At 71.0% G+C, this 12,838-nt stretch carries 15 protein-coding genes and 1 tRNA gene; 8 read left to right on the top strand and 8 right to left on the bottom strand.

Annotated features, from left to right (window positions below):
* Positions 1–71 precede the first annotated feature (71 nt).
* A complete protein-coding gene (locus tag LN042_RS11150) occupies positions 72–1,796 on the top strand; it encodes a DoxX family protein (protein ID WP_230050976.1) in 1,725 nt (574 codons plus the stop codon).
* A gap of 61 nt (positions 1,797–1,857) precedes the next feature.
* On the opposite strand, the gene LN042_RS11155 is transcribed toward LN042_RS11150, so the two are convergent.
* The 3 genes from LN042_RS11155 to LN042_RS11165 all read right to left on the bottom strand — a co-directional run bounded on the left by LN042_RS11155 (position 1,858) and on the right by LN042_RS11165 (position 4,493).
* Entirely contained in the window at positions 1,858–2,604 is a 747-nt protein-coding gene (locus tag LN042_RS11155; protein ID WP_230050977.1) for a nucleotidyltransferase family protein, read from the bottom strand.
* A gap of 211 nt (positions 2,605–2,815) precedes the next feature.
* On the bottom strand, positions 2,816–3,271 hold the full coding sequence (locus tag LN042_RS11160; protein ID WP_230050978.1) for a hypothetical protein: 456 nt from the start codon (positions 3,269–3,271) through the stop codon (positions 2,816–2,818).
* A gap of 130 nt (positions 3,272–3,401) precedes the next feature.
* Entirely contained in the window at positions 3,402–4,493 is a 1,092-nt protein-coding gene (locus LN042_RS11165; protein ID WP_230050979.1) for an ABC transporter ATP-binding protein, read from the bottom strand.
* Between the two features lie 256 nt (positions 4,494–4,749).
* On the opposite strand from LN042_RS11165, the gene LN042_RS11170 reads away from it, so the two are divergent.
* Together LN042_RS11170 and LN042_RS36910 are read left to right on the top strand one after the other, a co-directional pair.
* A tRNA-Thr gene (locus LN042_RS11170) sits at positions 4,750–4,823 on the top strand.
* A gap of 486 nt (positions 4,824–5,309) precedes the next feature.
* On the top strand, positions 5,310–5,546 hold the full coding sequence (locus LN042_RS36910; RefSeq protein ID WP_230050980.1) for a helix-turn-helix transcriptional regulator: 237 nt from the start codon (positions 5,310–5,312) through the stop codon (positions 5,544–5,546).
* Between the two features lie 590 nt (positions 5,547–6,136).
* Here LN042_RS36910 and LN042_RS11180 read toward each other — a convergent pair.
* The 4 genes from LN042_RS11180 to LN042_RS11195 all read right to left on the bottom strand — a co-directional run bounded on the left by LN042_RS11180 (position 6,137) and on the right by LN042_RS11195 (position 8,128).
* Positions 6,137–6,985 carry a JmjC domain-containing protein gene (locus tag LN042_RS11180; protein WP_230050981.1) on the bottom strand — a complete coding sequence of 283 codons (849 nt, stop codon included), beginning with the start codon at positions 6,983–6,985 and terminating at the stop codon, positions 6,137–6,139.
* Between the two features lie 93 nt (positions 6,986–7,078).
* A complete protein-coding gene (locus LN042_RS11185; protein WP_230050982.1) occupies positions 7,079–7,324 on the bottom strand; it encodes a DUF397 domain-containing protein in 246 nt (81 codons plus the stop codon).
* Between the two features lie 94 nt (positions 7,325–7,418).
* Positions 7,419–7,607, bottom strand: a complete 189-nt coding sequence (locus tag LN042_RS11190) for a hypothetical protein (protein WP_230050983.1) — start codon at positions 7,605–7,607, stop codon at positions 7,419–7,421.
* Positions 7,604–8,128, bottom strand: a complete 525-nt coding sequence (locus LN042_RS11195) for a hypothetical protein (protein ID WP_230050984.1) — start codon at positions 8,126–8,128, stop codon at positions 7,604–7,606. Before LN042_RS11195 ends, LN042_RS11190 begins: the two co-directional genes overlap by 4 nt.
* Positions 8,129–8,408: 280 nt before the next feature.
* On the opposite strand from LN042_RS11195, the gene LN042_RS11200 reads away from it, so the two are divergent.
* The 5 genes from LN042_RS11200 to LN042_RS11220 all read left to right on the top strand — a co-directional run bounded on the left by LN042_RS11200 (position 8,409) and on the right by LN042_RS11220 (position 11,450).
* Positions 8,409–9,578: a helix-turn-helix domain-containing protein gene (locus LN042_RS11200; RefSeq protein WP_230050985.1), complete on the top strand. Its 1,170-nt coding sequence runs from the start codon at positions 8,409–8,411 to the stop codon at positions 9,576–9,578.
* An 11-nt stretch (positions 9,579–9,589) separates the two neighbouring features.
* Positions 9,590–10,039 carry a GNAT family N-acetyltransferase gene (locus LN042_RS11205; protein WP_230050986.1) on the top strand — a complete coding sequence of 150 codons (450 nt, stop codon included), beginning with the start codon at positions 9,590–9,592 and terminating at the stop codon, positions 10,037–10,039.
* A gap of 131 nt (positions 10,040–10,170) precedes the next feature.
* On the top strand, positions 10,171–10,464 hold the full coding sequence (locus LN042_RS11210; protein WP_230050987.1) for a hypothetical protein: 294 nt from the start codon (positions 10,171–10,173) through the stop codon (positions 10,462–10,464).
* Between the two features lie 37 nt (positions 10,465–10,501).
* Positions 10,502–10,819, top strand: coding sequence for a hypothetical protein (locus tag LN042_RS11215; protein WP_230050988.1), 318 nt, complete (start codon positions 10,502–10,504; stop codon positions 10,817–10,819).
* 130 nt (positions 10,820–10,949) lie between these two features.
* Entirely contained in the window at positions 10,950–11,450 is a 501-nt protein-coding gene (locus LN042_RS11220; RefSeq protein WP_230050989.1) for an NUDIX hydrolase, read from the top strand.
* Here LN042_RS11220 and LN042_RS11225 read toward each other — a convergent pair.
* A complete protein-coding gene (locus LN042_RS11225) occupies positions 11,438–12,808 on the bottom strand; it encodes a tetratricopeptide repeat protein (RefSeq protein ID WP_230050990.1) in 1,371 nt (456 codons plus the stop codon). The genes LN042_RS11220 and LN042_RS11225 overlap by 13 nt on opposite strands.
* Positions 12,809–12,838 lie beyond the last annotated feature (30 nt).

Below are 12,838 nucleotides of genomic sequence, written 5' to 3' on the forward strand. Positions count from 1 at the left end.
GAACACGTCGTCGCCCGCGGCTGGGCCAAGCGGCAGGGATAGCGGAAGAGCCCGCCCTGAGCACGGTCCGGGTGCCTAGCGATCCGTCCCGGCTCAGCAGCACCCAGGTCAGTTTCCGGATCCGGCTGGCCGGACCGGTCGCGCCCCTGATCGACGCGCCACCGGCCCCCGCCGTGCCGTACGCGGACTCCTTCGGGCGGCCGTACGCCTCGATGAGCTACGGCGGCCGGCCCGGCCTGGTCAGGGCCGGCGCGGCGGACAGCGCACCGGCCGTCGGCCGCGGCGCGGGCCGGCGCAAGGGCCGGGTGACCGCGGTGACCTGGAGCGGCCAAGCTGCCCCCGGTGACCTGGCGGCCACTCAGCTGCTGGACGCGGTACGGCTGCACTCGATGGCCTCCGTCGGCGGGCCCGCCCGCAGCGGCGCCGCCGCCGTGGGCGGAGGCGGTGGCACACCGATGGGCTCGGTCGGCCTGGCCGAACCGGTCGGCTCGGTCGGCCTGGTCGACGCCGACGCCGAGACCACCCAGCGGCTGGACACGGTGCCCGGCTGGGACACCGCGCCGGTCGGCGGCGGCTACCGCCCCGGTCCGGCGCGCGGCGGCGTGCCGCGCCAGTCGTCCGGTGATGGCGGCTCGACCCCGACCCGACTGCCCCGGCCCGGCTGGCAGCCCAGCGGCGAGCTGCCCGAGCACTCGGCGACCGCCGGGGAGCCCAGTCGGCACGCCTGGTACCCGGGCCGCCGGGTCGACCTCGGTCTGGTGCTGCTGCCGATGCGGGTGCTGCTCGGCTCGCTCTCGGTCTACGCCGGCCTCAGCAAGCTCTGCGACCCGGTGTACTTCGACGGCGGCAACCGCGGCTCGATGATGCGCTGGCTGGCCTCGCTGCACCCGTGGAAGGCGGCCCAGCCGCTGCTGGAGTTCGCCATGGCGCACCCCGTCGGGGCCGGCCTCGGGGTGTCGTTCACCGAGGTCGTCGTCGGGGTGCTCACCCTGCTGGGGCTGTGGCAGCGGCTGGCGGCCGGGGCGTCGATGCTGCTCTCCACGGCACTGCTGTTCACGGTCAGCTGGCAGGCCGTCCCCGCGTACGACACGCCCGACCTGATCCTGCTGGCGGCGTGGAGCCCGCTGCTGATCGCCGGCGCGCCGTACGCCTCGCTGGACGGCCGGCTGGCGCTGGAGGCCTGGCGGCGCTACGGGCCGCAGGCGCCCGGGGCGCTGCGCCGCCGGGTGCTGCGGCGCGGCACCGTGGTGGCCACCGTGGTGATCGGCGTGAGCCTGCTGTTCGGCTCGCTGCTCGGTGCGGCGGTGCGCGGCAACGGGCAGCCCCGGCCGGGCCAGGTGCCGTCGAGCGACTACGGCACACCGGTCTGGCCCGCCGTCACCAGCGCGCCCGGGACGGACCATCCGCACGCCCCGAGCGCGCCCACGGGCGGTGCCGCCGCCAAGCCGTCCGGAGCGGCCTCGTCCTCCCCGTCCGGCTCGGCCAGTCCGTCGCCGTCGACCCCGGCCTCGCCCAACAGCTCCCGGCGGCCGCATCCGTCCGGCAGCGCCCGTGCCACCGAGGGCTCGGGCAACGGCGGCGGCGCGACCCAGAGCACCGGTTCGGCCGGCTCGACGGGCAGCGCCGGCAGCGCGCCGGTCACCTCCCCCGGCACCGCCGGCACCGCCGGTGGCACCCGGACGGCGAAGCCCAGTCCGAGCAGCGGCGGGCTGATCGGCGGGGTGCTGGGCAGCGGACTGCTGCCCTCCACCCTGGGGATGTCGCAGGGCACTTCGGGAGCCCGGCCGGTGGTCTGACGCCGGGAACGCAGTCGGTCCCTCCTGTCCGCAGGAGGGACCGACTGCGTTCGTCCAGCCGTCAATTACTCGAATCAGCGAGCTCCTTGGCCGCCTCGATGAGGTCCTTGGCGGTGTCGATGGCGCGCCAGTAGACGCCCTGCGGGAGTTGGTAGCCGGCCAGTCGCCCGGCCCGGGCCAACTGCGGGAAGGTGGTGCGCTCGTGGTCGCCCGCGTCCGGCAGCAACTCGGCGAAGCCCGGCGCGAAGACGTAGAGCCCGGCGTTGATCAGGAACGGCGACGGCGGCGCCTCGATGAAGTCCAGCACATTGCCGAACCGGTCGGTCTGCACGGCTCCCCAGGGGATCCGCGGCCGGGCCAGGGCCAAGGTGGCCAGGGCGTCTCGCTCATGATGGAAGTCGGCCATCTCGCGCAGGCTGAACCTGGTCCAGATGTCCCCGTTGGTGGCGAACCAGGGCTCCTCGGGGCGGGGCAGCGCCGCGGCGGCGAACTTCAGCCCGCCGCCCCGGCCCAACGGCTCTGACTCCACCACCGTGCTCACCCGCAGCGGCAGTTGGGCCGCGGTCAGCCAGTCCTGCAGCACGTCGGCGAGGTGGCCGCAGGAGACCACCGCGTCCGTCACGCCTTCCGCGGCCAGCCAAGCGAGTTGGTGCCCGAGGATCGGGGTGCCGGTGCCGGGGATCTCGACCAGCGGCTTGGGCCGGTCATCGGTGTACGGGCGCAGCCTGGAACCCTGGCCGCCCGCGAGGATCACGGCCTGCGTGACGGGGGGAGTGCCGGGCGCGTAGGGGGTCGGGGTGCCGGTCATGGGGGCAGGGTAGCTCCACCGGGCCCGGCGGATCAGGCCTTCGGGTCCAACCTGTGGCCCTCGGTGCGCGCCGGGGCGCTGGGGCACCGGCGCGCACCGAGGGCCCCAGGTCGCGTGGGGAGCCGGCTCCGGGAGCCTTCGACCCACGTGGACTTCGGCCCCCGGCGGGTTCAGACCTTCGACCCTCCTGGGGCGCTGGCTCCCGGCGAGTTCAGCCCTGCAGGCCGGCGGCGAAGGAGCCGTCGCAGACCGGGCGGGCGAAGGACCGGGCCCGCTGCACGTCGCCCTGGTACAGCTTCACGGTGGCCCGGCCCAACTCCTTGGCCAGCGTGGTGCAGTAGGGCGTGAGCGAGGGCTGCTGCTGCATGCTGCGCTCCAGCAGGTCCAGCGCCGCGGGCGCGCCCTGGGAGCGCAGCTCGGAGAGCAGATCGGTGCGGAGCGCGTCCACCGGGGAGAGCGACCCGTGGTCGGCGGTGCTGCCTGCGCCGGCCGGGCCGACCTTGCCGATGCCCGGTGCGGTGCCGCTGGCGGCGGCGACCACTTGCTGGTCGTCACTGGTCGGCGGGGCCCAGGCGACCCGGGTCACGGCGAGCGTGCCGGTGGTCACCAGGACCACGGGCAGCGTGAGGGCGATGGTCTGGCCGATGCGGCGCACGAGCTGCTTCACGCCAGTGAGGGTAGCGCCGAGTGAGGGTTTGCGGACACTCCGTCACACGTATGAGTGACAACACGGTGCCCCGCCGGACGGATGTCCGACGGGGCCAGGGTCTGTGTTCGACCCGAATGGTGACGCTCAGTCAGTTTCCGAGGCGGGCGCCGGTGCTGGTGGAGAAGACGTGGGTCTCGTCGCCGGCCGGCACCACGTGGATGGTCTCGCCCTTCTGCGGCACCTGGCGGCCGTTGACCCGCACCACGATGTCCTTGTCCTCGCCGCCGACCTTGGTGGTGCCGTAGACGAAGCCGTCCGCGCCGAGCTCCTCGACCACGTTGACGGTGACGGCCACGCCCTCGATGCCGCCCCCCGAGACGATCTGGAAGTGCTCCGGGCGGATTCCGACGGTGACGTTCTTGTCGTTGCCGGCCCCGGCCAGGTGCTCGCGGTCGATGTTGATCACCGAGCCACCGAACTTCACGCCGCCGTCCACGAGCGGAACGTCGATCAGGTTCATCGCGGGCGAGCCGATGAAGCCGGCCACGAAGACGTTGGCGGGCTTGTCGTACATCCGGCGCGGGGTGTCGACCTGCTGCAGCAGGCCGTCCTTGAGCACCGCGACCCGGTCGCCCATGGTCATGGCCTCGGTCTGGTCGTGGGTGACGTAGACCGTGGTGATGCCCAGGCGGCGCTGCAGGCCGGCGATCTGGGTGCGGGTCGAGACGCGCAGCTTGGCGTCCAGGTTGGAGAGCGGCTCGTCCATCAGGAAGACCTGCGGCTCGCGGACGATCGCGCGCCCCATCGCGACCCGCTGGCGCTGACCGCCGGAGAGCGCCTTGGGCTTGCGGTCCAAGTACTGGGTGAGGTCGAGGATCTTGGCGGCCTCCTCGACCTTCTTGCGGATCTCCGCCTTGTTGACGCCCGCGATCTTGAGCGCGAAGCCCATGTTGTCGGCGACCGTCATGTGCGGGTAGAGCGCGTAGTTCTGGAACACCATGGCGATGTCCCGGTCCTTCGGCGGCAGGTTGGTCACGTCGCGGTCGCCGATCCGTATGGCGCCCGAGTTGACGTCCTCCAGGCCGGCCAGCATCCGCAGGCTGGTCGACTTGCCGCAACCCGAGGGGCCGACCAGCACCAGGAACTCGCCGTCCTCGATGTGCAGGTCCAGGGCGTCGACCGCGGGCTTGGTGCTGCCCGGGTAGAGGCGGGTCGACTTGTCGTAGGTGACAGAAGCCATGATGGTGCTCTCCTTCACCGGCAGGAACGTGCCGGACGATCCGAGTAAAGGCTGGGTTGTCCGCCGCCCATAGTGGTCTAGACCAGTATGTGAACGGCTCCGGCTGAGGCTACCCGCCACTGCGCCCCCTGTCAGCCCCCGCTTCCCCACCAATCGCGTACCAGTCCGATCACACCCCGAATCCGCCCCCGCCGCCCCGGCTTCCCCGGTAGACTGCCACCCGGTGCCGCCGTGGCTCGCAGCGGACGGTCACCGTGCCTCCTTAGCTCAGCTGGCCAGAGCACCGCTCTTGTAAAGCGGGGGTCGTCGGTTCGAACCCGACAGGGGGCTCAGGGCATCTGATCAGCCGGGGAGCCTCGAACGCGATCATGATTCGAGGCTCCTTTTGATCTTGAGAGTCCGCAAAGAATCCACAACGCCCCTGGGGAGTTGGACACGGTTCAACCATCCCCCTGTTCAATTTGGAAAGATCGCGTAGAGTGATGACCGTAGGGGCGGCCGTGTGCGGCCGGATACGCCCCCTTCGCGTACCGTGGGACGGCTGGGGAGGACAACCGGGCCGGACCACGTGAGGACCCCCGTCGAGCAAAGCGACGGGGGTCCTCTTGCGTAAAGACTAGACCGCCCCGGCGCCTTTCGGTGCCGGGGCGGGATGCCGACTTGCGGCATCTAACGGGCGGCAGGGGATACGCAACCTCCACCACCCGCTCCGTAGCCCCGCCGGCTGTGCCAGCAGGGCAGCTCATGTCCCCTCAGGTGGGCATTTGCCGCATATTTGCGGCAGACATTCGATCATGGACCAGCCAGCGTGACTAGGTGCCTTCCGACCTGCCCGACTGGCTGATCGCGCAGCGTGTCCAGGTCGGACACCGCATCCGCGACCTGCGCATCCAGCGCGGCCTGTCCCAAGAGCAGCTCGCCCACGAGGCAGGGATCGCCCGCCACACGGTCTACCGCACCGAGCTGGCAACCCACTCGGCGTCACTCGATGCGCTCGGCCTCATCGCTGAAACCCTGGGGGTGCCGCTGTGGCGGCTCTTCCGAGACGAGTAGCCGCCTGCGCCTACGACGCGCTGTGACACGCGCGCAGTCTGGCCGCCCGCTCGGCCGAGCAGCCAGCGCACCCCACGATGCACGACGGCCACACCCAGGTCCGCAGGGCCCCAGTTGGCCATAAGGTCACACGAAGTGCTGCCGACCGCACTCGCTGACGGGGCGTCCGCAGACGGCACACAGCTCCGGCGGAGACGGCGGGGGTGGGGTGGCCATGGTGGCGGTACTCCGTTCCTAGAGGTCAGGTTCTTACTCGGCCGGCGGCTGACGGTGGTATCCCCACTGCCCCAGCACCGCGGTGTACTGCGCTGCCTCCGGGGTCAGCTCCTCGTACAGCAGGAACGGATCCCCAGCGTGCACGGTGTCCCTGGCGCATCCCGCACACCACTGGTGGCCCGTGTCCAGATCCCGCAGATCGGGGGGCTTTCTCTTGCACCAGAAGCATTTCGGGCCGAGGACAACGGTGCGCATGCAGCCCTCGCACCAATCGGCGCCTGCGTGGTGGTCGCGGAAGCGGGGGCCGGAGGCGCCGCAGCCGGCGCACTTGCGGCGGTGCTTGCCCCAGCTGGACGAGGACGGGCCACGGCTGTTCAGCGGGTCACCCCAAGCACGGCGAGCTGCTGATCACTCTGGAGTCGGCGGCCGACGACCGCTGGGTCCAGGAGGTCAAGCCAGTCCGCCAGCGTCGTCAGCGAGTCCCTCGCGACGTTCTCGGCCGGCCGCGAGCTGAGCCCCGGCGGCAACGCTGCGCGGAGCGCAGGGTGCTCCGTGGCCTGGTCCAGCAACTGGCGAAGGACCCAGTGCCGGGTCAGAAGCTGGACGCCGAAGGTGATGTGTAGGGCGTGCCGTTCGGTGGTGTGTCCGAAGTGAACCCAGCCGCGGGGGATGTAGAGCACCTGGCCGGCGGTGAGGGTGATGGTGTCGGCGTCCGCGCGGACCTGCTTCAGTTGCTCCGGGGTGAACCCGACCTTCGTCCAGCGGTGGACGATATCGAGGGGGTCGGCGACGATCGGCGGGTGCAGCCGCCACGTCTTGGCGCCCTCGACTTGGGCGAGCAGCACGTGGTGGGTGTCCCAGTGGGGCCCGTAACCCGAGGCGTGCGGCGGGGTGCTGTAGACGTTCGCGGTGACCGGGTGGCCCAGCTCGGCAGCCAGTTGCCGTGAAGCGTCGCGCAACGGGGGCCAGGTGAGGTGCAGGCCGTTGAGGACCAGGGTTGCAGTCGGGTGGTCGGCATCGGGGGCGTCCGCCACGAGCGCGCCATCGCGGACGTGACCGAGCTCGATCGAGCGCAGGATGGGGTCGGCGATGATCCGGCGCGCATCGTTGCGGCTGAAGAGCTGGGCCAGTTCATCGGCGTCACGCTCGTAGACCGTCGGCTCGGTCGGCCAACCGGTCAGGAACTCTCGGGGGTTGTCGACGAGTTGGGTGAGCACGCTCACGTGGAATTCCTCCGCGCAGTGTGATGGGGTCGGTGGCACGGGGTGGCCCCGCAGACTTCCGCCTCCGGGGCCACCCCGTTCACTGCCGGATGATCAGGCGACCAGGTGGTCGAACTCGCCGGCCTTCGCGCCTTCGAGCATGGCCAGGAGCTTGGCCCTGGTGACAGTCAGCGGGACCTGGGTCGGGTCGGTGGTGACGCCGATCCGGAAGTTGTCACCTTCGACGGCGAACCCGATCGAGTCGTCGAGGTGCTGCTGGTTGGACTTGGAGGACTTGATCCAGGTCAGGCCGGGCGCGCCGGTCGGGTCGTAGCCCTCAACGGTGATGGCGGTGCTCATGTTGCTCCTACGTCAGTGTGATCCGGCCTGTCGGCTGGGCAGGCCGGGCCCGCGCCGGGTTCGACACGGGAGATCTGGCGCGACTGAGGCGCAGTCACTTCGTGCTGTGCTGGTACCGGCGCGGTCGAGTGCTCTCCGGCGGCGGCTTCCCGGGGCAGCCGGGGTGGTCGACGACGTACGCGTACTGGTCACCCACCATCGAGTGGTAGGTGCCCTCCGTGTACTCCTTGCAGTCGTAGCAGTAGCCGGTCATCACCGGCTTCGTGGCTCTGTTCTTGCTCATCGGCTGGCCCCGGCATACAGCTCGCGCTCGATGGCGGTGGCAAGCAGCTCTGGCGACGTCAGAGTCCCCGTGACCTCCGGCCAGTGCACCCACCCAGCCGGCTCATGAGCGTGGCTGTCCGGACTCGGGGCGGCCAGGTAGCTGCTGCTGGTGAGGAGTCGGACGGGCAGCTGGGCCCAGCGGGCGCGGGCGTCGACCTCTACCGGCAGCAGCCAGTACAGGGCGCCGGTGCGACCGGCACGCAGAACCGGGCCAACGGAAGCGCCGTCGGAGAGCAGCCGGTCGAGTACGGGCTTGCCGATGTGTCCGGCCATGCGTACCGCGTGCCAGCGGACCCCGCACGGCAGCAGCTCGGGCTGCTCGGGCTTGCTGCCCCAGGCGATGACGACGTCGTGCTTCCCCGGACCGGCCACCCCAGCGAGCCAGTTGGCCGCCGGCATTCCCGCCCACTGTGCGGCCGCCAGTTCGGCGCGGTGCTGCCGGTGGCATTCCGCACACCGCCAGACACGCTCGTCCCGCACCGCGCCAGGCGGAACCCGGACGGTCCGCAGCTCGCCGCGGAAGGGCGCGTCCTCATTGCCGCAGGCGCACAGGGGCTGGTCGGGCCTCAGGAGATGGACCGGGCCCGGCAGTGCAGTGTCAGGCTGGTGATCAGCCGTCATATCAACCTACCTCCAGGCGAGATCGCCGCCTCACCGCGGCCTCGGGAGTAGTCTCGACTCGGACACGCGCCGTGACGATGGGCGAGCTGTCCGCACCTGTCCGCACCGGTGCGGACACGCGGGACAAGGGGGCACCACGATGGCCGAGACCTTCGGCGAAGCACTGCGCCGGCTCCGCGGCACGCTGTCCGTGCGGGACGTCGCCCGGCTCGCGAACTGCGGGAAGAGCACCGTCTCCGACCTGGAGAGTGGTCGGCGACAGCCCACCACCACCATGGCGGAGGCCCTGGACGACGCGCTGGATGCGGGCGGTCAGCTCATCGCGCTGGCCGCGTCACCGCCCGGCACGCCAGCCGCTACTCGTGCCGCCCAGCTACAGGCGGGATTCGCCGATCAGCTCGCCGCCGGCGAGGTGACGACCGTATCCCTGGACGAGTGGGAATTCACCATCGCCCGGCACGGCCGCGCCACTCGCTACCGCCCCGAGGGCGAGCTGCTGGACGACCTTCTGGCCGACTTCGGCGACCTGCGTGCGCTCCTGGCGCACCGACAGCCACCACCCATACGGCGCCGACTGCTCGCCGCCTGCGCATCCCTCTCCGGCCTTCTCGCTCTCACCCTGCTCCGGCTCGGCGACCCGGGCGCCCGAGACTGGTGGCGCACTGGCCGGGCCGCCGCCACTCAAGCCGAGGACCGACCGGTACTCGCCTGGATCTATGCTCAGGAGTCCTACCAGCTGTACTACGGCGGTGACTTCGCTGGTGCCCTAGAGCTCGCGGTACGTGCCCAGCAGTTGGCCGGCGGCCTGCCGTGCGTCGCTGACGCGCTCGCTGCACCCCTGGAGGCCCGGGTTCACGCTCGCGCCGGACGCAGGGACGATACCGCGGAGGCGCTGCGCCGCGCCGAGCGTGCCCTGTCCCGGCTCGCCCCCGAGGACCAGCAGCAAAGCGCGCTCGGCTACGACGGCGCCCAACTGGCTTTCCACAGCGGGAGTGCCTGGACGCTCCTACACGAAACCAGCCGCGCTTGGGAGCAGCAGCAGCGGGCCCTGGAGCTGTACCCGGCCGAACAGCGGCTGGACCGCGCCCTGGTCCAGCTCGACCGGGCCGAGTGCCTCACGCATGACGGACGCCTGGCAGACGGTGCCGCCCTGGCTGTCGAGACGATTGAGGCGATGCCGGTCGAGCACCGGTCGGCGCTTCTGCTCTACCGCGCGCGTGAACTTGCGGATAGCGTGCCGACGACCGACCGACGACTGCCGGAGGTGCGGGTGCTGCATGATCTGCTGGCACTGCCCTCCGCTGAATGAGAGGCAGCCAGATGGGATTCGACATCACGCTCGCGACCGCCGGCGACGCCGAGGAGATCGCCACCATCCTCGGCGAGGTCGAGGAGTACTACGGCGGGGAGCGCATCGCGCCGCCGGCTACCGACGTCGCGGCGGCGCTCTTCAGCGACTGGCCAGCCGCACGAGTCCTTCTGGCGCGCGACGGCGACCAGGTCGTGGGGCTCGCATCGGTCAGCCGTCTCTGGCCTGCCGCCGGCGCGGACGTGAGCTTGTACTTGAAGGAGCTGTACGTGCGCGCTGGCCACCGGCGCCGTGGTGTCGCCCGACAGCTGATGGACGCCGTGCATGCTGAGGCCCGTGCTGCTGGCTGCCGTCGTGTTGAGTGGACGGCCGACCGGGATAACCCGCCAGCGCTGCAGCTGTACGCCGCACTCGGCGTCGAGCCGCACCAGGGCAAGGTCTTCTACCGCTCGACCGTCTGAAGTGGCGTGCGGGCACGACGAAGCGCCCCGCCCGGCCGAAGCCGGGCGGGGCGTCTGGCGTTGGTGCCACTCAGCCGGTTAGTCGGGCAAGGGCGCCAGATGCATTCGAACGATTGAGCGATAATGGTTGCGTGTACCGCCCGACCTGCCCCGCCGACGCACAACCGGCCGACCGCGCCGAGATGGCCGGACCCGGCCAGCACCCCACCGTGGACGCATGGCAGATCGTGATTGTGCACGTCGAAGGCGCTTGGCAGCCCGCCCTGCTCACCCAGTGGCGGCGGCTCCCAACCGGCTGGGTCGCGCACGTCCGCTGGCGGCAGACGCAGGATCCCGGCGACGGCTGGGCCTGGCTCCGCCACGACCCCACCACCCTCCAGCCCCTCACCCCAGACGGCATCGACGCCGCCGGCCTCGGCGCGTAGCCGCTCACCCGTCCGACCCGCACCCTAGGATCCGACCGTGCCCGACGCCCTGCCCATCCCCGACGACCTGGTCCAGCTCCAGCGTGACCGCATCGCCGCCGAAAACGCGCTGGCCGAATACGTCACAGCCGTCGAAACCCGCCGCCGCGCCGCCTACCCGGAGCCCGAGCAAGTCGTCCATCGCGTCACCTGGACCGACGAAGAGAGCGCCCGCTACAAGCAACTCCGAGCCGCGCGCGACGACCTCATGTGGCAGGTCCGCCGGCACCCCACCATCGCCCGAGCCTTCGAGGAGCGCTGCTGGCCGCAGACCTGGGAAGCACTCCAGGCCGCGGCCCGGGCCAGCAGCAGTTGAGTACAACGATGCGCCCCGTGCGCCCCCGGCCGAGCCGGGCGCTTCGTACATTGCTCGGCGACCGTCGTCCGCCTGCGGGGAGTGCCGCGAACGCCCCGCCCGAGGGCCCTTCCCGGTCTACGGTGGCTTCATGATTCCTGATTTCGTGTCATCTCTACGAGCTGCAGTCGGCCCCGATCACCTGCTGTGGCTCCCAGGGGTGGACGCGGTCGTCATCAACGAGTGCCGCCAGGTTCTGCTGCAGCGCCGTTCAGCCGCCGGCCTCTGGACGCCGCTGAGCGGGATCCTGGAGCCGGGTGAGCAGCCGGCCGCAGGGGTGGTCCGCGAGGTAGAGGAGGAGACCGGCATCCGGGTGGAGGTGGAGCGGCTGGTGGCCGCGACGGTCTCCCCGCAGGTGCGGCATGGCAACGGTGACCTGGCCCAGTACTTGGAGCTGGTCTTCGCATGCCGTCCCACAGAACCGGGGCAGGTGCCCCGCGTCGCGGACGACGAGTCAGTGGAGGTTGGCTGGTTTGCTCTGGACGCCCTGCCGCCGATGAGCCAGCGGATGCGGAACTTCATCACGCTGGCCGAGGAGGACCAACCCGCGGCCTGGTTTGTGCCGGCCTCCGCTTCGGCTCAGCTGGTGTAGGAGAGGAAGTCCCGAACACTCGCGGCATCCTGATGTGCGGCGAGTTTGGCCCGCAGGTCGCTGAGCGTGTTGGTGCCGCGCGAGGAACTGACACCGCCCATGTGCTCCACAGCCCGATGAGCGGTATGTACGGCGCCATCGACGTCGCCGAGCGCGAGTCGGGCGTCGGCCTGGCGGGCGAGGTAGATGGCGAAGCCACGAGGGAACGCGGCTCCATCGTAGGCGTCACCGCTGCTGTGGGCTGTGGCCTCCTCGAAGTGCTGCAGAGCACGGCGGGGCTGCCCGAGATTCAACGCGGACGAGCCAAGCAACTGGAGCGCTTCGCCCAGGTTGAACCAGTAGACGCAGTCGGGATCTTCGCTGAGCGGGCCGGCGTTGCTATAGGCATCGAGTGCGGCATTGGCCTGACGGTCGGCAGCCCGCTGGTCGCCAGCGTGGGCGTAGGCGCGGCATGCACGCGCGTGGAGCATCGCGGTCATCCGCGCGGAGCCGACCTGGGGGGCCTTCGTCTGGGCGGCCTCGACCAGCGCGACGGCGCCGCGCGGGTCTCCCGTGCTGTAGTGCTGGATAGCCCAGAAAGCGAGTGTGTTGGCCCCGACGGTCGGATCCCCGGCACTGGCTGCGGCACGTAGGGCGGCAGCGAAGTGCCGCTCAGCGACGGCGTGGTGGCCACTGTCGTAGGCCGTCCAGCCCGCTGAACGTGAGGCCTCGGCAGCGGCGGCGAAGAGTCGGCGGCCGACGACCTCAGTGTAGGAACACTCCTTGATCACGGAAGTGATCATCTTGAGCTCACCGACCGCCGATCCGTAGACCTGGCCGGAGCCGACCTGGTCATCCAGACGCCGCAGCGCGGCCAGTCGCGCGTGGAAGGATGCCGGAACGGCGGCATCGATACGCCGTCCCTGGCGGGGCAGGGCGATGCGGGCCGGCGGCGCGGCCGCCCAACTGGTGGCGACAGAACTCAGCGCCGCGCCCGAGGTGATGAGGAAGTTCCTGCGATCGCGACCGTCCATCTGTGCTCCCACCCTCTCCAGTGCTGTGACGGTACCCGCGGTGGTCCAAGGGGAATCGAGGAGCAGACCGTCGTCGGGATCGGCGACGACCAGGTCGAGCCACGCCGGCCAGCCACGGTCGAGGACTTCCTGCTCCGGGACGCCCTCCAAGCTGGCCATCGCCAGCTGCGCGTGCAGCTCGGGTACGACGCCCCTCTTCCAGCGGGTGAATTTCGACTTGCCGGCGGCCATGGTCCCCAGGCCAAGCGCCTTGTGTCGTGCGGCGATGCGGGCCAGGTAGGCCTCGGCGGTGCTGTTGCGGCGTGCCAGTACGTAGGCGAGTTTCCTGCCGACGCTGGTAGTCATCGATCCTCCCGCACACGGATGGCCAACCAG

This window comes from Kitasatospora humi, from assembly GCF_020907985.1.
GTDB lineage: Bacteria > Actinomycetota > Actinomycetes > Streptomycetales > Streptomycetaceae > Kitasatospora > Kitasatospora humi.